This is a genomic window from uncultured Flavobacterium sp. (assembly GCF_951805225.1).
GTDB lineage: Bacteria > Bacteroidota > Bacteroidia > Flavobacteriales > Flavobacteriaceae > Flavobacterium.
The window spans coordinates 5379857-5406447 of the sequence record NZ_OX638201.1; the positions used below are offsets into that span (position 1 = coordinate 5379857).

Genomic DNA, 26591 nt, shown 5'->3' on the forward strand with positions numbered 1-26591 from the left:
ATTGTGTTTTTTATAGGTAAAAATGAAAATCGAATTTAAAAAGGGTATTATCCGTGTACGGTTTCGCTTTTTCCGTAATTAGTGATAATAGAGCCTTCATATTCAATCCATTCTTTCCAGCGTTTATCAATATCTATATTGTCAGTATATTTTCTTGCAAATCCTAAAAAAGTAGTATAATGTCCTGCTTCAGAAATCATTAAATCGCGATAGAATTTAGCCAATTCTTCGTCTTTTATATTTTCTGAAAGTACTTTAAAACGCTCACAACTTCTGGCTTCAATCATGGCCGAAAACAATAAACGATCGCAAAGTGCATCTTTACGGCTTCCGTCTTTCTTCATGAATTTAAAAAGCTCATTTACATAATGATCTTTTCTTTCGCGTCCCAATGTCAAACCTCTTTTTTTGATAATGTCATGCACCATTTGCAAATGCTCCAATTCTTCTCTTGCAATCACAAGCATTTCTGTTACTAATTCCTCTAATTCAGAATTGTAAGTAACTAAGCTTATTGCATTTGAAGCTGCTTTTTGCTCACACCAAGCGTGATCCGTTAAAATCTCTTCGATATTCGACTCCACAATATTTACCCAACGCGGGTCTGTAGCTAATTTTAATCCTAACATAATTTATCAAAAATTTGTAATATGCAAAATTAGTCATTTTTCTGACCAAAAATCAGGAAATATTGTGCAAATGAGCGTAAAAAAGCATTATTTTGTATAGCGAAAACAACTAAAATGAATCAAGCGAAAAAACTGTTAATTATTGGTTTTGTCTGGCCCGAACCAAATTCGTCTGCGGCTGGTGGAAGAATGATGCAATTAATTTCCATTTTCAAGCAAAACAAATTCGAAATTACGTTTGCAAGTCCAGCTTTGGATAGTGATTTTATGGTTGATTTGACTGAATTTGGAATAGAGAAAAAGTCAATTGAATTGAATAATTCCAGTTTTGATGATTTCATTTTAGAACTAAATCCTGACGTTGTTTTATTTGATCGTTTCATGATCGAAGAGCAATTTGGATGGCGTGTTGCCGAAAATTGTCCAGAAGCAATTCGATTGTTAGATACTGAGGATTTACATTGTTTAAGAACGGCAAGACAAAAAGCTTTTAAAGAAATTAGAACTTTCGAATTAACTGATTTGTTGTCTGAAGAAGTTGCAAAACGCGAAATCGCCAGTATTTTAAGATGTGATTTGTCTTTTATTATTTCAGAATTTGAAATGAAAATCTTAAAAGAGGTGTTCAAAATTGATTCAGATTTACTGTATTATCTGCCGTTTTTGGTTTATGAAATGTCTGAATTAGATTTGTTGAAATTACCTTTATTTGAAGAACGTAAGAACTTTGTTTTCATCGGAAATTTTCTTCATGAACCCAATTGGAATACGGTTCAATATCTAAAAGAAACGATTTGGCCAATAATTAAAAAGCAATTTCCAGAAGCCGTTTTGGAAGTTTATGGCGCTTATCCTTCACAAAAAGTATTGCAATTGCATCAGTCTAAAAATGGTTTTTTTATTATGGGAAGAGCCAAAGATGCAAATGAAGTCGTTAAAAATTCCAGAGTTGTTTTAGCGCCTATTCGTTTTGGCGCCGGTTTAAAAGGGAAATTACTGGAAGCGATGCAATGCGGAACGCCAAGTATGACAACGACAATTGGTTCTGAAGCAATGCACGCAGATTTACCTTGGAATGGTTTTATTACTGATGATGTTGAGACGTTTGCAAAAAAAGCAGTTGACTTGTATCACGATGAAAATTTGTGGAAACAATCGCAAAAAAATGGAGTTGCGATCGTTAATGAATGTTATCAATTAAGTAAATATTCTACAGCTTTGGTTGCAAAAATTAATTCATTATTGAATGATTCTGAAAGTCATCGTTTGCAGAATTTTATGGGAAGTTTGCTTCAGCATCATACTTTAAAAAGCACAAAATACATGTCAAAATGGATCGAAGCTAAAAATAAAAACTAAGCTTCCATTTTTCCAAAACCTACCGTTTCGCGATACAATTGTGGCGAAACATCGGCATTTGTTTTAAAAAATCTGCTAAAATAATGTTCATCATCATAACCTAATTCATAAGCGATTTCTTTGACCGTTTTATTCGTCATGTATAATTCTCTTTTGGCTTCAATTATGATTCTCTCGGCAATTAAATCCGTCAAAGTTTTATTGAAATAATTCTTGGATATTTTGGCTAAGGCTTTCGCCGAAATATTCAGCATTTCCGCATAGTTTCCGGCAGAATGTTTGGTTTTGAAATTGTCTTCAATTGCGTCTTTTAGATTTTGAAGTATAAAAGGTTCTTTACTATTTGGAATCGATTTCATTTCTTCCAATTGCTGATTTTTTAATCGCGAAGCTGTGATCAAAAATATCTTCAAATAAGAAACCAGTGATTCATATTGTGCCAAATCAGAATTTTGAATTTCTGCTTTCATCTGATCCAAAACCATTTTAAAAGTAGCAGAAGCTTCATCGGTAATTTTAACAAATGGCGGTTGATAGACATTATTAAATAAAACGCCGCTGCACGAAACCTCTTTTTGATGCATATGGATGCAATAGAAATCTGGATGAAAGTGAATTGCAATTCCCTCAATTGGTTCATTTACACAAAGCATAAAAGGCTGATACGGTGAAAAGGCGAGGAGTGAGTTTTCTTCAAAATGATGTTCGGCAAAATCAGCTTTTACCTTTCCTCTTCCTTTGGTAACCCAAATTAAAGAGAAAAAATTATTGCGTTGCAAATGATCAAAATGGCTGTTATCACCAAACGGAAGTAGTTTAAAAGCTAGATTTCCAGTTTGTGGATTTATCAACGTAAAAACATTCTGATTGCTCATAATTACTGTTTTTTGAAAACATAAAGATAGTCATGAATAAATTCACGACTATCTTTAAGCCTTGTTTTTTGTTTGAATTATTTTTGAAGTTCTAAGCTTGGAACTGCTGGAAAATCAATTTCTGTATTAGCAGTATTGTTGAAATAGTTCGTTAAAACATTCAGCGCTACATGTGCTACAGTTTCTGCAATTTCAGCTTCAGAAGCTCCTGCATTTTTAATTGTCTGAACATCTTCATTGCTTACTAAACCATTTTTGCTTACTAATATTTTTGCAAATTGAAGAATAGCTTCAGTTTTTGCATCGTTAGAATTTCCTGTTCTTGCGTCTTGCAAAACTTGTGGATCTGTTTTTAATAATTTTTCTCCAATAAATGTGTGAGCAGCTACACAATAATCACATGAATTAGTTTCTGAAACTGTTAAGGCTAATAATTCGCCAGTTTTTGTGCTTAATTTTCCGTGGCTCAAAGCGCCGCTTAAATTCAAATATCCTTCTAATACTGCAGGAGAATTTCCCATTGTTCTCATCATGTTTGGAACAACGCCTAATTTTGCTTGTACTGCGTTGAATAAATCTTTAGTTTTTCCTGTTACTTCTTCTGGGTTTAAAGCTGTTAATCGTGTCATTTTATTTAATTTTTATGTTGTTTATAGTTCTTGTCTTTTGACACTACAAAGATGCGACGATGACAGATTTTAGAACATGGAGAATTTACGCTATGTAATGGATAATTTTCCCTGCGTGTTTTTTTAGGAGAAAAAGAGGGTTTTTATTTGTACTTTAAGGTGTCTTTTTTAGGAGCTAATCCCGCTATCCGTTACAATCTTTTGCTTTTTAAAGAAAAAAGCAAAAGGATTTTCACTTCTATCGGGGCTAGGGCAGTCGTTTTTGTAAGAAGGTTTTCGTTTGTTTAGTGAGGAATGTAAACTTTGACAAAGTTCCCCGAATAGCTTTTCGATAATCTTGTCATTTCGACGAAGGAGAAATCTTCGTAAGTAATTCCGCAAAGAAAATCATCAATCTTTGTCGAGTTACACGTGTGGTTGCTTCGTTCCTCGCAATGACAAATATTGGGTATAAAAAAAAAGAGACTTTCCATAAAGGAAAGCCTCTTTTAAAAGTTATGTTTTGAAAAAGAAACTATTTCAATAAATCTCCAACAGCTTGAATTGTTGTTGCGTGATAACCTGATTTCGCTTTATCGAAAATTTGTTTTGTCCAAACTTTTCCTTCAGGAGTTTTAACAAGTTCTTTATAAAGTGTCATTAGTGATCCGGTTCTGCTTGTTGCGATCATGAATTGCTCAATTGCAGGATAAGCTGTTTTGTATTGATGACGTATTGCTTGAACAAACCATTGGCGTTTGATTACGAAATTTCCGTTTTTAGTAAAATTAAATTCGGCATCAATTGCGGCTAATTCTTCAACAGTGATATCAGCAGGTAAATAATCTATAAAATGCTGTTTTTCTGTAGTCGATTTTATTTTTTGGCTTAATCCTTTAACACCTGTTTTTCTCCAGTTTTTTTGAATACTGTCAATTGCAGTAAAATCATCAGAATGAACAGAAGTTATATTAGATGGAATTCCTGGTTTGTAAATCCAATCGTCCAATTTGATTTTATCAGCTAGAGCTTTGTCTCCTTTAATAAGATTGTCATTGATATATTTTACGAAATCTTCTGTTGTAATAGATTGAAAAGCGTGTGCATCAAAATAGTTTTTGATAAACGGATCGAATTTTTCACGTCCAACAGCTTGTTCGATTACTTTTAGGAAGTTATATCCTTTTACATACGGAATTTGGCTTATTCCATCATCAGGATTTCTTCCCGTAAGGCTAACTTTTAATCTTGTATCCGGATTTGTTGCGCCATACTCAGCAATATTATCGTCTAAATCTTTACGAGTAAGAACGTCTTGCATTTCAGCTTCTTCTTTACCAAAAATTTCTTCACCAATTCTGTGTTCTACATAAGTAGTGAAACCTTCATTTAACCAAATATCGTCCCAAGTTGCATTGGTAACTAAGTTTCCGCTCCAGCTATGACCTAATTCATGGGCTAATAAACTTGTTAAAGAACGATCGCCTGCAATTACACCAGGAGTAAGGAAAGTTAAATTTGGATTTTCCATTCCGCCATAAGGAAAGCTCGGAGGAAGAACCAATACGTCATAACGTCCCCAACGGTAAGGTCCGTAAAGTTTTTCGGCAGCAACAACCATTTTTCCAAGTTCAGCAAATTCCCAAGCTGATTTTTTTAGCATTGATGGTTCTGCGTAAACTCCGGTTCTGTTATCAATAGATTGAAATTCAAGATCTCCAACGGCAATTGCCATTAAATAAGACGGAATTGCTTTGTCTTGTTTGAAAGTATAAACTCCAGTATCATTCTTTTTCTGCGGATTTACAGCGCTCATTACGGCTAATAAATCTTTAGGAACTGTAACTTTTGCATTATAAGTAAAACGAATTCCCGGTGAATCCTGACATGGAATCCAGGTACGTGACCAAATACTTTCGCCTTGAGAGAAAACAAACGGTTTCTTTTTGTCGGCAGTTTGTGCAGGTGTTAACCATTGTAATGCAACGGCATCTTTTGTTGTGCTGTAATAGATGTTGACTTTCGTAGTATTTGGTTCAATAGTAACGTGAAGCGGTTTTCCGTGAAACTCAGTGTCTTTTCCAAGTTCAAACTTAGTTTCTTTTTCGTTGTCACCTAAAGTTACTTTTGTAATGTTTAGCGTGTTTTCGTCGAAGATAATTTCGTTTCCTTTACTAATGTTATCAATTAACCAAGACGCTTTTCCAGAAATGGTTTGTGTGTCAAAATCAACTTTAATGTCAAGATCTAAATGTTTAACAACGGCTAATTCCGGTTTAGAATAAGAGTGCTCGTCTGTGACAGTTGTGGTTTTTTCTGTCTGGTCTTTCTTCTGACACGCCAGTGCTGTCAAGAATAAAGTTACAAGGATTATTTTTTTCATTTTAAGAGATGTTGAATTTAAGGATGAAAATTAAACAAAAAATCCCGTTTTGAATAAACAAAACGGGATTTTATTATGAATTACCTTCGAATTTCTTGAGTTGCCTTCGACTTCGTTAAGGCTGACACTTCGGTTTTATTCAGGCTGACAAGAAAATTATGCCAACATTGTAACCGGGCTTTCGATGTATTGTTTTAATGTTTGTAAAAATTGAGCGCCAGTTGCACCGTCAATTGTTCTGTGGTCGCACGCTAATGATAACATCATTGTGTTTCCAACTACAATCTGACCGTTTTTAACTACTGGTTTCTCAACAATTGCACCTACAGAAAGGATAGCAGAGTTTGGTTGGTTGATAATTGAATTAAATTCAGTGATACCAAACATTCCAAGGTTAGATACTGTAAAAGTACTTCCTTCCATTTCTTGTGGCCCAAGTTTTTTGTTTTTAGCTCTTCCTGCAAGATCTCTTACTGAAGCGCCAATTTGAGATAAACTCATAGCGTCTGTAAATTTTAATACAGGAACTACTAATCCGTCTTCAACAGCTACAGCAACACCAATGTTAACGTGGTGGTTGATGATAATTGCATCTTCTTTCCACTGAGAGTTAATTTTTGGATGTTTTTTCAAGGCTAAAGCACAAGCTTTAATTACCATATCGTTGAAAGATACTTTTGTATCAGGAACAGTATTGATTGTCGCTCTTGCACCCATTGCTTCGTCCATGCTTACTTCGATCACTAAGTTGTAGTGAGGTGCAGTAAATAAAGATTCTGCTAAACGTTTAGCGATAATTTTACGCATTTGAGAGTTTTTGATCTCTTCGGTAAAAACTTCTCCGGCAGGAACAAATACTTTTGGTGCAGCAGGAGCAGCAGTTTCAGCTTTTGGCGCAGCAGAAGTTGCTGTTGCAGCTGGTTGTGCTTGTGTAGAAGGAGTAAAGTTTTCGATATCGCTTTTTACGATACGTCCGTTTTCTCCAGAACCTTTAACCTGAGTTAATTGGATTCCTTTGTCAGAAGCAATTTTCTTAGCTAATGGTGAAGCTAAAATTCTTCCGTCTGAAGTGTTATTTACTGTCTCAGTTGCTTTTTCAGCAGCAGGAGCAGCTTTTTCTTCAGTTGCAGGAGCACTTGCAGTTGCAGTTCCTCCGGCAGTATAATTGTCTGCAATTCCAGAAATGTCAGTTCCTGCAGGTCCAATGATTGCTAATAAGCTATCAACAGGAGCAGTGTTTCCTTCTTGAATTCCAATGTATAATAATGTTCCAGCATTGAAAGACTCAAACTCCATAGTAGCTTTGTCTGTTTCAATTTCTGCTAAGATATCTCCTTCAGCAACAGCGTCGCCAACTTTTTTCAACCAGCTAGCTACTGTTCCTTCTGTCATTGTATCGCTCAAACGAGGCATAGTTACAACTACAACACCTTTTGGTAATTCAGTTGCGGCTTTTGCAGGAGCAGCAGTTTCTGTTTTTGTTTCTGCCGCAGCAGCAGGAGCAGCTTCAGCTTTTGGAGCTTCAGCAGCAGGGGCAGCGCCACCAGCTAAAAGAGCAGAAATATCTTCTCCTTCATTACCAATGATTGCTAATAATGAATCAACAGGAGCAGTTTCTCCAGCTTGAATTCCGATATGTAAAAGAGTTCCTTCGTTGAAAGACTCGAATTCCATTGTTGCTTTATCTGTTTCAATTTCAGCTAAGATATCTCCTTCGCTAATTTTGTCGCCTACTTTTTTAAGCCAAGTCGCTACCGTTCCTTCCGTCATAGTATCGCTCAAACGAGGCATTGTTACTTTAATCGCCATGATGTTATAGTTTATGGGGTGTAAAAGGATAGTCTTCTTGTGCGTATACTACATCGTATAATTGTTGTAATTCAGGATATGGAGATTCTTCAGCGAATTTCACACATTCTTCAACTAAGTCTTTAACTCTTTGGTCAATTGCTTCAATTTCTTCTTCTGTAGCATACTTTTGATCCATAATTACATCTAAAACCTGAGTAATAGGGTCAATTTTTTTGTATTCTTCAACCTCTTCTTTAGAACGGTATAATTGTGCATCAGACATTGAGTGTCCTCTGTAACGGTACGTTTTCATTTCAAGGAAAGTTGGACCATCACCACGACGAGCTCTTTCGATAGCTTCTGTCATTGCTTCAGCAACTTTTACAGGATTCATTCCGTCAACTGGTCCGCAAGGCATCTCGTATCCTAAACCAAGTTTCCAGATATCAGTGTGGTTTGCAGTTCTTTCAACTGAAGTTCCCATTGCATAACCGTTATTTTCAACGATAAATACAACTGGTAATTTCCATAACATTGCCATGTTGAAAGCTTCGTGTAATGAACCTTGTCTTGCAGCTCCATCACCAAAGTAAGTCATAGTAACTCCGCCAGTGTTGAAATATTTGTCAGCAAAAGCTAAACCAGCTCCTACCGGAATTTGTCCACCTACGATTCCGTGACCTCCGTAAAAACGGTGTTCTTTAGAGAAAATGTGCATAGAACCTCCCATACCTTTAGAAGTTCCTGTAGCTTTTCCTAAAAGTTCTGCCATTACACGTCTAGGATCAACTCCCATACCAATTGGTTGTACGTGATTTCTGTAAGCAGTAATCATTTTGTCTTTAGTCAGGTCCATAGCGTGCAAAGCACCCGCTAATACAGCTTCCTGACCATTATATAGGTGTAAAAAACCTCTAACTTTTTGTTGAATGTATAATGCTGCAAGTTTGTCTTCAAACTTTCTCCAAAGTAGCATGTCTTCGTACCACTTTAAATATACTTCTTTTGTAACTTCTTTCATCTGAATTCTTTCTTTTGCTAAAGTTTGTTTGTGTTATCAATTGTTGCCTATAACGCAAAATAGTTTCCTCCCACAAATTTGCGCCCGAAAGGTCGGGATGCAAAAATAAGACATTCCTATTAAGAAGTAAAATTTAAACGCCACTTTTTGGCTTTTTTTTACAAGAACTTTTTATCAAACATAAATGGAAGCAAATTTTTCAGGGATGCTGATTTGTAAACTTCGCCAATTTCGCCCATAAAATAAATTTCGATAGGGGTATCTTGTTTGATTTCGTATTCTGCAATTGATTGACGACAAGAGCCACAAGGAGGAATTGGCGCTTTTGTTTGGTTTGTATCTGATGCTGCTGTAATAGCAAGTTTTAAAATCTTAGCTTCCGGATAAATACTTCCTGCGTGAAAAATTGCCACACGCTCTGCACATAATCCTGATGGATAAGCAGCATTTTCCTGATTAGAACCTAAAACTATTTTTCCGTTATCGAGTAATAAAGCGGCTCCAACTCTAAATTGAGAATAAGGTGCATATGCTTTTTTGCGGATTTCAACGGCTTGATTCATTAAATCCTGAATGTCTTGTGATAAATCGTTTAAGCTGTCAAAAACTAGGAATGATGATGTAATGCTTATTTCTTTCATTTCTTTTTATGGGAAAAAAAATCCAAATTTCTAACTAAATAGAAATTTGGATTGTTATTATTTTTTTATTTTTTGGGTCTAGTAAACTTCATATTTGTCGCCAAAGTTAAACGTTAAAGAAAAACGAAGTGTGTTTTCTAACGGATTTTTAACTTTTGATGCCGAGAATAGGTAAGAAACATCAACTTTTACGACATTATATTTGAAACCTGCTCCAAGAGAAAAGAACTTTTTAGCTCCTTTTTCAGGGCTTTCATGATAATATCCTAAACGCATTGCAAATGCATCCTGATACATGTATTCTCCGGCAACACTATAAGTGATTTCTTTTAATTCTTCGCTAAAACCACCTGGAGCATCTCCAAATGATTTAAAAATTCCAGAAACCCAACCAATATTGTTGTAGTTTTTATAATTGATATCGTTTGCTTCTTGTTGAGAAATATCTCCCGGATCTGTAAAATCTCCGTCTCCATTTGCGTCTACAGGAGTTCCAGGTCCCGGAGGAGTTGGTACAAGAAGTTTAGTGAATTCTACACTAAGGGCAAATTTATTATAATCATCAAAGATAAAATCAAAACCACCACCTAATCTTAAATTAGCAGGTAAGAAGTTTGTACTTATATTATCGTGATCGTAACTTATTTTTGGACCTAAATTTTGCATGTTAAAACCAGCTCTCCATCTTCCGTTGAAGTCTGAGTAAGCGATTTCTTCAGATTGATAAAATCCGGCAACATCCACAGCAAAAGAACTTGCTGATGATGCGTCTACTTCTTCAGATACAATTTTTAGATTAGAATTGATAAATCGAGCTGCAACTGCCATCGAGAATTTTTCGCTCAATTTTAGTGAATACGATCCGTCAAGAGCAAATTCATTTGGATTTACTTCTCTGGTTGGTTCACTAGGATCTCCGGTTTGTCTTAACTCGATTCCTCCAAAACCAAAATAACGAAAACTTCCTGCAAAGGCGCTTCGCTCACTGATTTTGTTGTAATAAGTTACCTGACCAAGAGAAATGTCATTGGCTAAATCTGTTAAATAAGGAGTGTAACTGATCGAAAATCCTTGTTTGTCTACTGCAAAAGCATACTTTGCGGGATTCCATTGTTGTGAGAAAACGTCAGATGAAGTGGCTACTCCCTGATCTGCTAAACCGGCTGCTCTAGCATCTGCTGCTACTAATAAAAATGGAACTCCTGTTGTAATTGGGTGAACAAGTTCCTGAGCTTTCGCGTATGTAATAACTAAAAAACAAATTAATAAAAGTGATATTTTTTTCATTGGGGACTAAATGTAGTTTTATTGCAAATATATATATTATTATAGAATGACAAGCTTTTCGTATTTTTCTGCTTTTTTATTTGTTAAATTCGATTTAACTGTAAGTTTATAAATATAAACACCTTTTCCTATTCGGTCGCCAAAATCATCTTTTCCGTCCCATGTTATTTCTCTAGATAAGAAGCCTTCTGTTGTAATGATTTGGTTTTTCGTCCAAACTACTTTTCCGGTAATAGTCATCACTTGAACCTGAACTTCTAAGGGTTCATAAGGTCTATTGTGCGAGAACCAGAATTGAGTGTAAGTCGAAAAAGGATTTGGATAATTAAGAACGTGTGTTAGTGTTAGTGAGTCGTCACCGACTACTGTAAATTGTATTTCGCTCGTTACCGGATTATTATAAACATCCCATGCGGTAAAGCTTATAGTGTGTAATCCCGGAGTTAAATTTCTTAACGGAAAACGTAAATTACCATTCGTATAATCGTCTAATTTTGTCTGATAATAATCGTTCAAAATGTAGGGATTACTGACGTCTCCATCTAAAATTGCTACAATATCATGCCCGATTCCGCTTGCTGTATTTATTCCGTTTTCATCTTCTAGAAAAGCCAATAAAAAAGGCGATTCGTTTGTTATTCCACCCGATACAAAAGTTTCATCGTTCATATATAACTTAACTTTTGGACTTATATTGTCCTGAGGTGCATTTTCATTTATTCCTCCTATTTTAATGATATTATTGTAGCCTGATTGGTTTTCTAATGCTCCGGTTTTCTTCGAATAAAAACTAATTCTTCCATTATCAACCGGAATTCGAATATCTCTTGGTACAACAAAACTAAATTCGAACTGACCATTTGTTACCGAAGCATTTCCTCTAAAGATAGTTTCTCCAAGGGTTTTGAATGACATTGCAGGGCTATATCCATCATTGTTTAAGGTGGAAGTTGTAATTAATTTGTCGAAAATTGCAGTTGATAATTCTCCGTTATAATTGCTTAAAATGGCATTATTTTCGTCTGTAATTTCTCCAGTAATTTTAATTTTTGCCAAAGATTTAAAGTCTGGAATGGGTTGAGAAATCACAACATCATTTACTTTTGTTAAATTTATTTTTGGTTTTGCAATCGCCAACATTAAAGCCGGATCTCCAATATAAAAAACAACATTACTGGAAGAACTTGGGTTTTCGTTTTTCGAAATTCTTAGCGATTCGGCAATAGTCGCGTATTGGTTTGATCCGTACGAAAGTAAATTTTTGCTTAAGCTGTCATTGAATCTTTCGCCATTAAATTGTCCAATAGCGCGAATTGTTGTTAACATTGAAATTGCGCCTCCTTTTGGATTCCAAAAAGTATATTCGCCCGCTGTTGGTCTTGTTGGATCGTCAAATCGTGAAAATTCACAGGTAATGGTTATGAATAATGGATATTTGTATTGATTGTTTAAGTTTTGACCATCTGTTTTTTCCCAGATTCGTTCGCTTGCCAAACCATCTTCGCCACCATGTCCCAGATAATTAAAAACTAAAGCGCCTTTTTCGAAAGCATTAAAGAAATCTGTTCTCGCTTTTGGATATCTTGATCCTCCGGCAGAAGCTTCTTGTGTATAAGAATCGAGAAGTATTTTTTCGATATTAAAGAATGGTTTTTCGGTAGCAATAAGATCGGCAAGATTATTTTGATGAGATTGTATTGACGCGTCTGAGCTTTGATCAGAATCATCGGCGATTAAAACAAAATTGTTTCTCCAATTTCCATAAGATTTAGTGTCGTGATATTCTAAAACTTTATTGACCATTTCCTGAGCCTGAGCATTATCTGAAACTAACATTCTACCAACCGCAATATCAATTCCACCAAAAGGTTCCTGGATAAGTCCTTCATCAGAATCCATAAGGCCAAAAAAGTCATCTGAAGCAAAAGAAGCTTCTCCGGTCGTATTACTTACTGGCGATTGATATATAGGTACAATATTATTATTGTTCGGAATTCTGTTTTTATAATCAAATGAAGCGTCTCCAAATAAATTTAGATATTTTATTTTTTTGTCTGGAGAAGAAGCATTGTCATAAATGTATCGAATGCAATTTCTAATCGCAGCAATATCTTGTTTGCCCGAAGAAAATTCCTGATAGATGTTTTCTAATGCAATTACTTTTACATTTAAGTTGGAATATGTTCGATGGAAACTGGCTAATTTCTCTGCTTGAGTAGTTAGGGATTTTGGAGTAATAATTACATAATCGATATCCTGAAAGCTGTTCTGAAGATTTCTGAATATTGTTCCTTTTAAATTTTGATTGGTAATTTTTGACTGGCTTTCTTTTAAAGGAGTAAAATAATCAGAAGCATCGATTGCAATATAATTTCTAATTTCTCCCAAATTTGCTTTAAAGCTAAAAGTAGCTTGATTTGGGTTTTCGATTTTTGATACATTATATAGGTCTGTAATATCCCAAATTTGAGAAATGCCCTGAGCGTTTGTAATAGTATAGTTTACAACTCCGGCAACAGAACCTGCTAAATCATATTGGAATTTAAATTGCTTTCCAATTCCGGTTAATTTTCTTTTTGCTATTAAATTAATGTAGTCAAGATATCCTTTAGATCCCGGAACGCCATTATTATTGTAGCTAAGTTTGATCTTTATATTGTCAGTTCCGGTAAATGTATTTTTAAAAGGAGATATTAAGGTATCGTATTTGGTTTCAGAGCTTGCTGATAATGCTTTGAAATTTAGGGTGCCAATATTTTGTCCGTTTGCAGAAACAGCAAATGAAGTAGGAGTGTAGGCCGCTGAAACTGCATTGAGTTGGATTTTTACAGGGACAGAAGTTTCAAGATTAGGAAAATTGAATTCAAATTCTTGTTCTTGATTAATATCGAATGATTCTCCAAGCCATTGTCGGCCCAAATGAACAATGTTTGTTTGATCGATTTCGTGGTATTGATAGTCATCAAACGTGTTAAGCTCAAGTGTGCTGCCTGCTGTTGGTTGGTTTAAAGACGGAATTCGTTTTCCGTCGCCTCCGGTAATTGTGATATAATAATAAGATTTTGAGTCGTATAGATTAAGATTGGTTCGGCTTTCAGAATTCCAGTTGTTAACTCCTTCGGCATAAAAAAGAATATAATCTTCGTTATTGAAAACGCCGTCACTTTCTCCAGCGATCTGAATAGCATTTTCGATTAAATCTTCCGGATAATAAATGTTATTGGCTAAAGGAAGCATTCTTCCGCCGTTTCCATAAATTTTGATTCTTCTTGGATCTACTTTGCCTGCGTCAAATCCTAAACTTTGCAAAAAAGACTTTGATATTCTGTAAACTCCTGATTTCTCAATGTAAAAACGATACCAATCTCCGCTCGCTAAAACGGAATTATAGATTGCTGCAGATTTTTGAAAAGAAGATGTGTTGCTTCTTTTTGATGTTGTATTATTGAAGGAATAAGAGAATGATTTTATTCGTTTGTAGTTATTTCCTTCCTTTATAATTGGGTAGAGAAATAGAAAAGTTTGCTTTCGATCTCTTGATGTAGTTGTTTTTAGCGTTTCATTTGGTTTCTCAGGTATGTTTTCCTTTACAAGATCTCCTAAGTCTGCAATTGACATTGATTCGTAAATGACATTGGTTATTTGAACAGAATTAGTGCCTGACGCTCCCGTTTCATTCAGATTTAGCAGCAATGTTATGTTTTTTTTTGTAGTGTCATAGCGAAAACTGCTTCCGGTAAAGAAAGGGATAGTTGTTTTTGAATCCCCAAAACTCATCTCTTTTTTATTTTGCCAATCTAGTGTGAAGCTGCCATTTATCTGGGAAAATGAGATAAATGGAATCAAAAAGAAGTATAAGATTAAGGCTTGTTTCATAAGCTGAAAAATCGGGTTTAATTTAAAATTATTTTAGTAAGTAAAAATATAGTATTTCATGTTATAGTAAATAATAAAAAGTATATTTTTGCGTTCGTAACTATAGGTTATTTTCTGGTAAAAAACAGCTAAATAAAATTATTAGAACAGATGTTGCTAATTAAATGTTAATTATTATATTGCAGCACCTAAATTTATCACCTAAGAATGAGTATGAAAGTAAACAAAATTGTAGCCCTGCAATTAATGATGTCAATGGTATTGATGTTAGGCACGGCTAGTTGTAGCAAAAAATCGAGTTCCAGTCACGCTTCCAGAGCAACAGGTTGGGATGTAGATAGTCAGAATGGAACGGCTGCTAGAAATGCAGGAAAAAAACAACAGGCTGGTCCTGGTTTAGTTTTTGTTGAAGGAGGTACATTTACAATGGGTAAAGTACAGGATGATGTTATGCACGATTGGAATAACACACCTACTCAACAACACGTTCAGTCATTCTATATGGATGAAACTGAAGTTACGAATGGTATGTACTTAGAATACCTGGAGTGGTTAAAGAAAGTTTTCCCTCCAACAGAAGAAAATTACAAAAACATTTACGAAGGAGCATCGCCAGATACATTGGTGTGGAGAAATCGTTTAGGATATAACGAAACGATGACTAACAACTACTTAAGACATCCTTCTTATGCTAACTATCCTGTAGTTGGTGTAAACTGGATTCAAGCTGTTGAATTTGCTAAATGGAGAACAGACCGTGTTAATGAGGCTGTTCTTGAGAAAAACGGATATCTTCAAAAAGGTGCTAAAACAAATGATGTTACCGGAGATAATGCATTTAATACTGAGGCTTATTTAATGTCTCCAAGTACTGCACGTGGTGGTAGTGAAGAAATCGTATTAAAGAAAAATCCAGGTGGAAGAAAACCAAGAGCTGGAAAAGATGGTGTAGTTCCTGAAGCTAAAAATGTGTACGCACAACGTTCTTCTGGAGTTATTTTGCCAGAGTACAGACTTCCTACTGAAGCAGAATGGGAATATGCAGCTGCAGCAGATGTTGGACAAAGAGAATACAATATATATAAAGGACAAAAGAAATATCCTTGGTCTGGAGATTATACACGTTCATCTAAACGTAAAAACAAAGGAGATCAATTGGCTAACTTTAAACAAGGAAACGGTGATTACGGTGGAATTGCTGGTTGGTCAGATGATGGTGCAGATATTACAAATGCTGTAAAAAGCTATGCTGCCAATGATTTTGGATTATACGATATGGCTGGAAACGTAGCCGAATGGGTTGCCGATGTTTACAGACCTATTATAGATAATGAAGCAAATGATTTTAACTACTTTAGAGGAAATCAATACGCTAAAAACAAAATTGGTAAAGATGGTAAAATTGAAATTATCACTAAAGATAACATTCAATACAAAACATTAAGTAACGGTAAAAAAGTTGCTACTAATTTACCAGGAGAAATTGCTCAGGTTCCAGTTGATGAAAATGAAACTTACTTAAGAACTAACTTTAGTACAAGTGACAACATCAATTACAGAGATGGTGATAAACAATCTTCAAGATATTTTGACTTTGGAGATTCTGAGTCAGGACCAAAAGCTGATCAGACAATGTACAACTCTCCTAAACATAATATCACTACTGATAGTTTAGGTCAAATGGTTAGAAAATATGACAACTCAAGTAAACGTACTACATTAATCGATGATAATGTAAGAGTTTACAAAGGTGGTTCTTGGAGAGATAGAGCTTATTGGTTAGATCCAGCTCAAAGAAGATATTTCCCTCAGGATATGGCAACTGATTACATCGGATTTAGATGTGCAATGTCAAGAGTAGGTGCAAAATCTGAAAAAAGAAAATCGCCTAGAAACTAGGTTTTAGAAATTTCAATAAAAAATTCCAAATTCCAAAAGCTGATTATTTCAGTATGGAATTTGGAATTTTTTTATTGTTTTTTTTCTACTTTTACGATCAATAAAATAAAATATAAATGAATATTCAGGACATTCATAACTTGTTTTTACAATGTAAATCTGTTTCAATTGATACTAGGAAAATTGAAAAAGATTCTATGTTTTTTGCTATAAAAGGAGAGAATTTTGATGCCAATACTTTTGCGTCAAAAGCACTTGAATTGGGAGCTTTGTTTGTTATTATTGACAATGCAGCTTATGCTATAGACGAAAGAACTATTCTGGTTGAAAACAGTTTAGAAACATTGCAGGAATTAGCAAAATTTCATCGTTCTTATTTAAAATTACCAATTATTGCACTGACAGGAAGTAATGGTAAAACGACAACTAAAGAACTTATTAATGTAGTTCTTTCCAAAAAGTTTAAAACAAAAGCTACCGTTGGAAATTTAAACAATCATATTGGAGTTCCACTGACTTTATTGTCTTTTTCGAAAGAAACAGAAATTGGAATTGTTGAAATGGGCGCCAATCATAAAAAAGAGATTGAGTTTTTGTGTGAACTAGCTCAGCCTGATTATGGATATATTACCAATTTTGGAAAAGCACATTTAGAAGGTTTTGGTGGTGTTGAAGGTGTAATACAAGGTAAAAGCGAAATGTATCAATATCTTTTAAAGAATGAGAAACTGGCTTTTGTTAATCTGGAAGATCCAATTCAAATTGAGAAATCTAAAGGAATCGAGACATTTACTTTCGGAATAAATAAAGAGGAATCAAATCTTAATATTAAAAGTGTAGAAGCAAATCCTTTCGTTGTTATTAATTACGAGAATTTTAATGTTCAATCTCATTTAATAGGGCTTTATAATGCTAATAATATCAATGCAGCAGTTGCGATAGGAAAGTATTTTAAAGTTGATGAGAATGACGTAAAACAAGCAATAGAAAACTATATTCCGGAGAATAACAGATCTCAATTGCTGAAAAAAGGATCAAATCAAATTATATTGGATGCATATAATGCTAATCCGAGTAGTATGGCTGTTGCGATTACTAATTTTCTGCAATTAGAAAATCATGACAAAGTCATGATTTTGGGAGATATGTTTGAACTTGGAAATGAAAGTCATGAAGAACACAAAATCATTGTCGATTCATTATCAAATCAAAATAACTCCGTTTGTTATTTGATTGGGAAATACTTTTATGAAAATAAAGTTTCTAACGAAAATATTCACTTCTTCGAAACTTTTGATGCTTTCGCCGAATATTTAAAAACGATTCATTTTGACGAAAATACAATTTTAATAAAAGGTTCGCGTGGCATGGCGCTTGAGCGAACATTAGAATATATTTAAGTAAAAAATCCATCAGCCGCGGCTGATGGATTTTTTCTTTATTAGATGCTCATTAAAAACCCTATGAGATTTTCTTTTTTATTTAAGCCCAGTTTTTTTCTTAATCTATATCTGGCTAATTCAACACCTCCGGTCGAAATATTCATGATTTCGGCAATTTCTTTCGTCGACATATTCATTAATAAATAAGTTGATAAATCGAGTTCTCGAGGTGAAATCGTTGGGTATTTTTCTTTTAATCTTTTTAAGAATTCAAAATGCACGTTTTTGATGTGTTTCTCCAGATCTTTCCAGCTTTTGTCTGTATTAACCTCTTTGACGATGCTTTTATTCAGTTTACTAACTTGAAATTTAGTTGAGTCATCTAATGCTTCAACGTCAATTTCTTTTAGTTTATGGATGATTCCGTTCAGGATTTTGTTTTTCTTTACAACCTGCAAAGAATTATTCACCAGTTCTTTATCTTTTGCTAAGATTTTTATTTGTAGCTTGTCATTTTTCAGCTTTTCAATTTCTTTTTCAAGATCATATTGTTCCTGTCTGATTTTTGACTCTTTCTCCAGATAAAGTCTTCGTTGTTCTATAGTTTCATAATATTTGTTCTTTCTGATCTTCATTTTTATTCGCGTAGAAATCAAATAGATTCCCACAACTATTAATATGAAGTAAAACATGAAAGCTAAGAAATGTCTGTACCAAGGCGGAGAAATAGTAAAAGAAAGTTTTGCCGGTGAAGATTGTACACCATAACTATTTCTAACTTTTACATTCATTGTGTATTCGCCTTCACGAAGATTGGTGTATTCTTTCAGTGATATAGTAGACCAATTACTCCATTTGTCATCAAAAGGCTCTAATTGATACGAGAATTCGACATTTTCAAGATTCTCATATGTTGGAGATGAAAATGTAAATCGCACGTGATTTGACGAATAAGGAATGCGAATGTTTTCGGTTTTATTTTGATTGTTTCCCAAAATAATAGTGTCTCCGGGAAATGAAAAACTACGAATAAAAGCTTTTGGTTTTGTTACGAAGTTATTCAGAAATTGAGAATCGTAATGTGCTAATCCATCCGTTAATCCAATAAAAATATTCTTGGAATCAATTGTGTTTACTGACAAATAATTGCTAACTAAGTTTCCGGTTAGGTTTGAAAATGGCGCAACAATATTTTTATACTTGTTATTTTGTTTCATTAAAACGCCCAAAGATTCATTGAATGCATACCACAAATTAGACTGAGAATCTTCGCTTAATGCGTTTATAATAGGTATATTTTTGAATAATTTCGTTAGGTTTTTATCTTCAAAGAATAAATCCTGTTCTTTTGAATATTTATAAAAATGATTGTTGGTTTGAAAATAGATGCGATTGTCTATTTTCTGAAGGCTTCCAATGTTTTTAAATTGAGGAGTTAAGTGATCAATTTTTTTGATAGTAGCAAATTTCACTAAATCATTGCTAAGAGACATTCTATATATAGATTCATCTTTTTTGAGCCATAAATACGATTCATCAAGTTCAAAACTGTTTGATGATTTGTCGAATCCTGATATTTGATTTTTGTAAACTAATCCGCTTGGTGTTTTTTGGAATATAGCAAATCCGTCATAATTGGAACCGATATAAAAGCCGGGATGATTTGGTATTTTCTTGAATCCAAAATAACCTTTTGAATCGATTATATTTGTTACTCTTCCGCCTTTTATGGTTAAAGCTCCTCTGTTGTTTGAGCAAATAAGTTCATTTTCTACGACCTGAACATTCCACGATTGGGCTGTAGTTCCTTCGACAAGTTTAAAAACATCTTCTTTAAAACTATTGTTCCAGGCATGGTAAAAAACACCTTGATTTGTGGCAACATATAAGTTTCCGTCATGAATTACGGATGCATATACGGTACTAATATCATAACTAAAGCCGAAGTAAGTAAATGGAGAACTCTCGTTAACAAATGCAATACCATTGTCAAGACCTAACCAAAGATTGTTTTTATTGTCTATAAAAGAAGTTAGAACGGTATTATTCTGCAATCCTTTTTTTCTATTGATGTGTTGGATTATTTTCCCATTATAATCACATATTATTATACCATCCAAAACCGAGTTTAATACAATAGCACTGTTGTTTATTGTTACGCCGCCAAGAGAGTTGTTCTTCTTAACAAAATTATTGGCTTCAGTATCCCAAGGAGTTATTTTATTGTTTTCATAAACAAATAGACCTTTTTCAAGTGTTATAATTAAGGTTTTGTTTTTTGCGATCGAATACATTCCCCATATCTCCGTATTATTTAAGCTGGTTGTGTTGGGTAATGTGTATAGTTTCCCGTCTTTATATTCCAATATTCCTTTTTCAACATCTTGTAAATAAAGCTTGTTATTGACTACAAATGAAAACTGAAAACGTTTAGGGGCTTCTAATATGGATAATTTTCCATTTTTGAATATATAGATTCTGGCAAAAGATTGAAAGATAGTCTGATTATTAAAGGAATGGATTTTCCAGATAAAGTCAATTATTTTGATTTTCCTCTTATCAACATGTTTGGCTAATGATGTGTATTTAAGTCTACCTTTAGTATCGGGCTGGAAATAACCAAATTCATTATATCCGCCCACATATATTTTCCCGGAATCATCAATCTTTAAACATCTCACAGAAGTTAGATTTGGCAATGGATATTTTCGCCATGATGATCCATCAAACTGTAAAAGCCCATTATTATTAGCAAAATATAAGTTTCCGTTTTTATCCTGACCAATATTCCAGTTTTGAGTACCACCTTTATATTCGTTTCGCTTGTAATTTCTTACATCAGGCAATCCAATGTTTTTTACTTGCCCAAAAAAGGTGATTGTGAATAATGTAAAAAAAGTAATATAAAAATATGATTTTATCAATTTCATAAATTTTTCTATTTATTTGGGATTTTAAAAGATAAGTATTTGTTTTTTAGTTATTTAACTTCTTTATATGTCTACTATTTCGTTGTAGGAAGCTCTTTTTTTAATAAAAATAAGCAATCTTATACTAGTGTAGTGTTTATTTTTGCAATTAACATTTTGATAACATTTAATATTTATATTTTAAAATATTGTAAATTAGATGTTTATGAAAAAAATGATGTGTTTTTGTAAAGTACAAAAATTTAGTTTGATGTGTTTTTGTAATGAAATTTAATTGTTGATAGTAAAAAATTAAGATTATTATTGCATCAAATTACTAATTAATTAACCAAAATTTTTAGAAAAATGAAATTAACAAAATTACTTATTTTTTGTATTTCGTCTTTGTTATTCTCGGTTATAGCTGTGGCTCAGGATGTCACGGTTAACGGAGTAATAACTGATGAAAGTGGAATGCCAGTTCCGGGTGCTACTATTGTATTAAAAGGAACAACTAAGTCAACGGCATCGGATTTTGATGGAAAATTCCAAATTCAGTCACCTTCAAATGGTGTTTTAACAGTTACTTTTATTGGATATGCGCCAGTTAGTGAAGCTGTAAATGGGAGAACAAAAATTACAATTCAATTAAAACCAGAATCACAATCATTAAATGAGGTTGTAGTTGTTGGATATGGTACTCAAAAGAAATCTGTAGTAACTGGAGCTATTTCCAGCGTAAAAGCAGCTGATCTTGAAAAAGTACCAAACGGAAGAGTTGAACAAACATTACAAGGTAGAGTAGCGGGTGTATCTGTTGCTGCTGTTTCTGGACAACCTGGTGAAAAATCAAAGGTTCGTATTAGAGGTATAACTACTTTTAGAGAAGGTGGAAATGATCCTTTATGGGTTGTTGATGGTATTGCTGTAGACGCAAATGCTATTGGTTTCATCAATCAAAGTGATATCGAATCTATCGAGGTTCTTAAAGATGCTGCTTCTGCTGCAATCTATGGTACTCGTGCTGCAACTGGGGTTATCTTGGTTACAACTAAAAAAGGAAAATCAGGAAAAATCTCTGTAAACTATAATGGTTTTGCAGGTGTTTCTGGTCCGGCTAAAAAATTAGATATGCTTAATGCTACACAGTATGGAGCAATCATGAATGAGAAATCTTTAGCAGATGGCGGAGGTATTAAATATGCTAATCCATCAGCATTAGGACAAGGTACAAATTGGCAAGATGCAATTTTTAATAATTCTGCTTTTAGATATACTCACGAATTAAGTATTAGTGGTGGTGGTGAAAAATCTACTTTTTATGCTTCTTTCGGAATACAAGATCAAGAAGGTATTGTTGCAACAGAAATTTCAAACTATACAAAGAAAAATTTCCGTTTAAACTCTACACACAAAATTTCTGATTATTTTACTTTCGGACAAACTTTTGGATATACGCATCAAGTAACTAAAGGTATTGGAAATACAAACAGTGAATTTGGAGGACCTTTAAGTTCTGCAATTAACTTAGATCCAATTACTCCATTAGTTGTTACAGATCCTGCAGTTGCTAATACAGGTTTCTATACAAATCCAAATATTATAAGAGATCCAAACGGAAATCCTTACGGAATTTCTTCTTTAGTTCAACAAGAGATGACAAATCCTTTAGCTTATACGCAAACTAGATTGGGTGGATATAGCTGGTCGGATGATTTTGTTGGGAACGCTTATTTAGAGGCTAACATTACTCCTCATTTAAAATTCAGAACTACACTTGGTGGTAAATTAGCTTATTGGGGAGACCAAGGCTTTACTCCGGTTTTCTTCTTAAATCCAAACATGAAAGCTGATAAAAATAACTATGGACAGAATAATAATAAATCATTTTCATGGACTCTAGAAAATATTTTGACTTACTCTAATAAATTTGGTGATCACAGTATTAATGTTTTAGCAGGTCAAGGTGCTTATGTTGAAAACATTGGTGGTAAAATTGGAGTAACTATGTTTGGTCTGCCAATCACAAGTTATAGAGATGCTTCTTTTAATTTTGATATTCCTCAAGCTGACAGAGTAAACGTTTCAGAGGATTTTGTACAACACAAATTAGCTTCGTTGTTCTTACGTGCTAACTATGATTTTAGAGAAAAATATCTTTTCACAGGAATCGTTCGTCGTGATGGATCAACTCGTTTTGGTGAAAACAAAAAATTTGGAGTTTTCCCTTCATTCTCTTTAGGATGGGTAATTTCGAAAGAAGGATTCTGGAAAGAAAACAATGTAGTTAATACATTAAAATTACGTGGAGGTTACGGAGTTGTTGGTAACGATAACATCGATGATTTCAAATACAGAGCTTTAGTTGTTGGTGGATATAACTATTCTGTTGGAAACACAGGTGGAATTACAACTGGTTATGGAAACTCAACTTTACCTAATGCTGATTTAGGATGGGAAGAAACATCACAAACTACAATTGGTCTTGATGCAAAACTTTTCAATGATTTCACTCTTGCATTAGATTACTACAAAAAAACAACAAAAGGAATCTTAAGAAACGTTGTAATTCCTGGATATGTAGGAGTTGTTGATGCACCGTCTGCGAATATTGCAGATATGGATAACAGTGGTTTTGAGGTTGAATTGGGTTACAAGAAAAGACTTGGAGATTTTAACTTAGGTGTTAATGCGAATGTTGCTTACTTGAAAAATGAGATTACTTATGTTGGTTCATCTACAAACTACATTGTTGGAGATGCTACTTTCCAATCTATGGGACCTGTAACAAGAACACAAGTTGGTCACTCATTCAATGAATTCTATGGTTATAAAACAGCTGGTATTTTTCAAAATGAAGCAGAAGTTGCTGCTTACAAAAATGCTGCTGGAGGTTTAATTCAGCCAAATGCTAAACCTGGAGATTTCCGTTGGACAGATTCAAATGGTGATGGTAAAATTACAGATGATGATAAACAATTCTTAGGAACAAATATTCCTAAATACACTTTTGGTCTTACTATTAACTTAGACTACAAAAACTTTGATTTCATGGCATTTACTCAAGGATCTGCAGGAAGTAAAATTTTCCAAGGTCTAAGAAGACTTGATATCTTGAATGCAAACTATCAAACAAAAGCTTTAGAGCGTTGGGTTGGAGAAGGAACATCAAACGATTATCCTAGATTGACTAATAACGATCCAAACAAAAACTTCAGTAATATGTCTGATTTTTATCTTGAAAATGGAAATTACTTACGTTTAAAAATTGTTCAGGTTGGATACACACTTCCAACGGGCTTATCATCTAAGATTGGTTCAGATAAAATTCGTTTCTACTTAACTGGAGAGAATTTAATCACTTTTACAAAATACACAGGATATGATCCGGAAATTGGAGGTCAGGTTTATGGTGTAGATAAAGGAGTTTATCCACAAGCAAGATCTATTTTGTTAGGAGCTAACGTTCAATTTTAAAAATTAAAAAATTATGAAAACTATAAAATTTAAATACATATACTGTGCAGTTGCATTAGCAGCTCTAGGCGGATCTTGTTCTGAAGATTTTGTTACCATTGACCCAAAAGGAAAATTTGATACAAGTACTTACTTTTCTAATGAGCAACAATGTTATTCAGCTTTAATTGGAGTTTATGATCCGTTGAGAAAGAATACAGGTGGTTTCGAAAACTTAGTAGCAATGCTAAATGCAGGATCTGATGATTTTTATGCAGGAGGAGGAAGCGCAACAGATGGAAACGGAATTCAGAATTTCTCTACACACTCACTTAGTTCAATCAGTATTCCTGGTAGTTACTGGAATGACCACTATCAAGGTGTTTCAAGAGCAAATATCTTGTTAGAAAAACTTCCTGCAGCTTCTATGGATAATGCTGTAAGAGCTAGATTTGCTAGTGAAGCTAAAGCATTACGTGCACTTTACTATTTTAATTTAGTGAGATTGTTTAAAAACATTCCATTGGTTTTGGTACCATTAAATACACAGACTATTTATGATCCGGAACAAGTTAAACCAGAGGTAGTTTATGCACAAATAGAAAAAGATTTAATAGAAGCTATTCCTAATTTACCAAATACTGTTGATGCAAAAACAGAAGCAGGAAGACTTAATAAAGGAGCAGCACAAGCAATATTAGGAAAAGTATACTTGTTTGAAGGTAAAAATTCTGATGCAGCTACAGTTTTGGCTCAAGTAAATGGAACACCAGGTCAAACAAATCAATACGGAAATAAATTACTTCCTGCATTTAGCGATTTATGGGTGACTTCAAATAAATTTAATGCAGAATCACTTTTAGAAGTATCTCACAGTAGTGCAGGTAATACTGACTGGAGTTTCTGGGGACAAGGTAAAGACGAAGGAAACTCTTTGAACCAAATGATCGGGCCAAGAGGATATTCAAGACCAAAAGGTTCTGATGCACCAGATCTTCCTTCAGGATGGGCTTTTAACGTGGCAACTCAAAAATTGTATGATGCAATGCAAGGAGATCCAAGATTAGATGCTACTATTCTTAATATTAAAGCTTTAAAAGCAGCTGGTAAAGCAGATTATATTCCTGCTTATCAAGATACAGGTCTTTTCTTGAATAAATATCTTCCAAGACAATCAGACGTTCGTACTGGTGGAGGTAATCAGGAATTGAACTACAAACAAAATTCTTATATCATCAGACTTGCAGATACTTACCTAATGGAAGCAGAAGCTTTAGGTTCAGGAGCAAGAGCACAAGCTTTACTTGATGCAGTTAGAGCTAGAGTTGGATTAGCTTCTGTACCAGTTACGTTAGCAGCTATCAAAAAAGAAAGAAGATTAGAGTTAGCTGGTGAAGGTCATAGATTTTTTGACTTAGTAAGATGGGGAGATGCTGCAGCAGCATTATCTGATAGAGGTTTTGATGCAGGTACAGACGAGATTTTCCCTATACCTTACACAGAACTTAATGGTACTAAATTGAAACAAAATCCTAATTATCAGTAAACCTAACTAACCAAAAATAAAGAACATGAATTTAAATATAAATTTAAGAACAAGTGTATACCTAATGTTATGTTTAGCATTAGGAGGAACGCTAAATAGTTGTAGTGAAGATGTTAATCCTAACGTTTTAATTGCTTCAAGCGTTGATTCAGCATTCACTATTACTCCTGTTACCGGAGAAGTAAATACGTATATTTTGACATCTAAAATACCAGGTATTATCGAATCTTACTGGGATATTGGATACGGACCTTACTTAGGTAAAATGACTGAAAAAATTGTATTGCCGGATGCTGGTACTTACACAGTTAAACATATTGCAGTTGCAGCCGGAGGAAAAACAGAAACTACTGCTCATGATATTGTTGTTGCAACTTCAGATCCTGCTAAACCTAATTTAGTAAGAGGAGGATTCTTTAGTACTCCAGCAGACGCTGCTCAATGGACATCGGCAAAGTTAAGCTCTACAGGAGCTGCTTTCTGGTCATTTGCAACAGGAAGCGCTACAATTCACGCAGGTGGTGGTGCACAAGAAGGTATTTACCAAGCAATTGATGTTGTAAAAGATAAAGAATATACAATCGATATGTTAGTTACATCTGCAAGCGGATCTGATGAAACATGGTTTGAAGTATATGCTGGTACAACAGTTCCTGTAGACGGTGTTGAGTACAAAGACAACAAAGTAATGGGATTAAGTACTTGGGATGGTTGTGCTAAAAGCGCATTCTTAGGTAGATTATCTATTGTTGGATGTGTTAAAAATGAAAAAGTTGGTGAAGTTTCTAACGTAGTTAAATTCAATACAACCGGTAAAATCTATTTACTTATCAGAAGTGGTGGTAATGGTAACAAATTTACAAAAGACGGAATTACAATCGGAAGGGTTGAAATGAGAGCAAAATAAGAAGATAAAGTTAAGTTTAAGT

At 34.1% G+C, this 26591-nt stretch carries 16 protein-coding genes; 6 read left to right on the forward strand and 10 right to left on the reverse strand.

Annotation, left to right across the window (positions count from 1 at the left end; genetic code table 11):
• Nucleotides 1-47: 47 nt before the first annotated feature.
• Nucleotides 48-629: a tRNA-(ms[2]io[6]A)-hydroxylase gene (locus WN975_RS22430; protein WP_035685975.1), complete on the reverse strand. Its 582-nt coding sequence runs from the start codon at nt 627-629 to the stop codon at nt 48-50.
• A gap of 114 nt (nt 630-743) precedes the next feature.
• Between WN975_RS22430 and WN975_RS22435 the strand changes: the two genes are divergently transcribed.
• On the forward strand, nt 744-1988 hold the full coding sequence (locus WN975_RS22435; RefSeq protein ID WP_337968422.1) for a glycosyltransferase: 1245 nt from the start codon (nt 744-746) through the stop codon (nt 1986-1988).
• Here WN975_RS22435 and WN975_RS22440 read toward each other — a convergent pair.
• The 8 genes from WN975_RS22440 to porU all read right to left on the reverse strand — a co-directional run bounded on the left by WN975_RS22440 (nt 1985) and on the right by porU (nt 14470).
• Entirely contained in the window at nt 1985-2863 is an 879-nt protein-coding gene (locus tag WN975_RS22440) for a helix-turn-helix domain-containing protein (RefSeq protein WP_337968423.1), read from the reverse strand. The genes WN975_RS22435 and WN975_RS22440 overlap by 4 nt on opposite strands.
• Nucleotides 2864-2940: 77 nt before the next feature.
• On the reverse strand, nt 2941-3492 hold the full coding sequence (locus tag WN975_RS22445; RefSeq protein WP_337968424.1) for a carboxymuconolactone decarboxylase family protein: 552 nt from the start codon (nt 3490-3492) through the stop codon (nt 2941-2943).
• A 514-nt stretch (nt 3493-4006) separates the two neighbouring features.
• A complete protein-coding gene (locus WN975_RS22450) occupies nt 4007-5854 on the reverse strand; it encodes a leukotriene A4 hydrolase C-terminal domain-containing protein (RefSeq protein ID WP_337968425.1) in 1848 nt (615 codons plus the stop codon).
• A 156-nt stretch (nt 5855-6010) separates the two neighbouring features.
• Complete coding sequence (locus WN975_RS22455) at nt 6011-7663, reverse strand: 2-oxo acid dehydrogenase subunit E2 (protein ID WP_337968426.1); 1653 nt, start codon at nt 7661-7663, stop codon at nt 6011-6013.
• A 4-nt stretch (nt 7664-7667) separates the two neighbouring features.
• On the reverse strand, nt 7668-8666 hold the full coding sequence (gene pdhA / locus WN975_RS22460; RefSeq protein WP_099710657.1) for a pyruvate dehydrogenase (acetyl-transferring) E1 component subunit alpha: 999 nt from the start codon (nt 8664-8666) through the stop codon (nt 7668-7670).
• A 158-nt stretch (nt 8667-8824) separates the two neighbouring features.
• On the reverse strand, nt 8825-9307 hold the full coding sequence (gene cdd / locus WN975_RS22465; protein WP_099710658.1) for a cytidine deaminase: 483 nt from the start codon (nt 9305-9307) through the stop codon (nt 8825-8827).
• A gap of 78 nt (nt 9308-9385) precedes the next feature.
• A complete protein-coding gene (gene porV, locus WN975_RS22470; RefSeq protein WP_337968427.1) occupies nt 9386-10594 on the reverse strand; it encodes a type IX secretion system outer membrane channel protein PorV in 1209 nt (402 codons plus the stop codon).
• 39 nt (nt 10595-10633) lie between these two features.
• The gene (gene porU, locus WN975_RS22475) at nt 10634-14470 is read right to left on the reverse strand and encodes a type IX secretion system sortase PorU (RefSeq protein WP_337968428.1); all 3837 of its coding nucleotides are present in this window, start codon (nt 14468-14470) and stop codon (nt 10634-10636) included.
• 213 nt (nt 14471-14683) lie between these two features.
• Here porU and gldJ point away from each other — a divergent pair, with 213 nt between their 5' ends.
• A complete protein-coding gene (gene gldJ, locus WN975_RS22480) occupies nt 14684-16369 on the forward strand; it encodes a gliding motility lipoprotein GldJ (protein ID WP_337968429.1) in 1686 nt (561 codons plus the stop codon).
• A gap of 116 nt (nt 16370-16485) precedes the next feature.
• Nucleotides 16486-17769: a UDP-N-acetylmuramoyl-tripeptide--D-alanyl-D-alanine ligase gene (gene murF / locus WN975_RS22485; RefSeq protein ID WP_337968430.1), complete on the forward strand. Its 1284-nt coding sequence runs from the start codon at nt 16486-16488 to the stop codon at nt 17767-17769.
• A 41-nt stretch (nt 17770-17810) separates the two neighbouring features.
• Here murF and WN975_RS22490 read toward each other — a convergent pair whose 3' ends face one another.
• Nucleotides 17811-20681 carry a triple tyrosine motif-containing protein gene (locus WN975_RS22490; protein ID WP_337968431.1) on the reverse strand — a complete coding sequence of 957 codons (2871 nt, stop codon included), beginning with the start codon at nt 20679-20681 and terminating at the stop codon, nt 17811-17813.
• Nucleotides 20682-21026: 345 nt separating this feature from the next.
• On the opposite strand from WN975_RS22490, the gene WN975_RS22495 reads away from it, so the two are divergent.
• The 3 genes from WN975_RS22495 to WN975_RS22505 are packed head-to-tail and all read left to right on the forward strand — an operon-like array spanning nt 21027 to nt 26569.
• Nucleotides 21027-24137: a TonB-dependent receptor gene (locus tag WN975_RS22495; protein WP_337968432.1), complete on the forward strand. Its 3111-nt coding sequence runs from the start codon at nt 21027-21029 to the stop codon at nt 24135-24137.
• 13 nt (nt 24138-24150) lie between these two features.
• Entirely contained in the window at nt 24151-25662 is a 1512-nt protein-coding gene (locus WN975_RS22500; RefSeq protein ID WP_337968433.1) for a RagB/SusD family nutrient uptake outer membrane protein, read from the forward strand.
• A gap of 25 nt (nt 25663-25687) precedes the next feature.
• Nucleotides 25688-26569, forward strand: coding sequence for a hypothetical protein (locus tag WN975_RS22505; protein WP_337968434.1), 882 nt, complete (start codon nt 25688-25690; stop codon nt 26567-26569).
• The last annotated feature ends 22 nt before the right edge of the window (nt 26570-26591 follow it).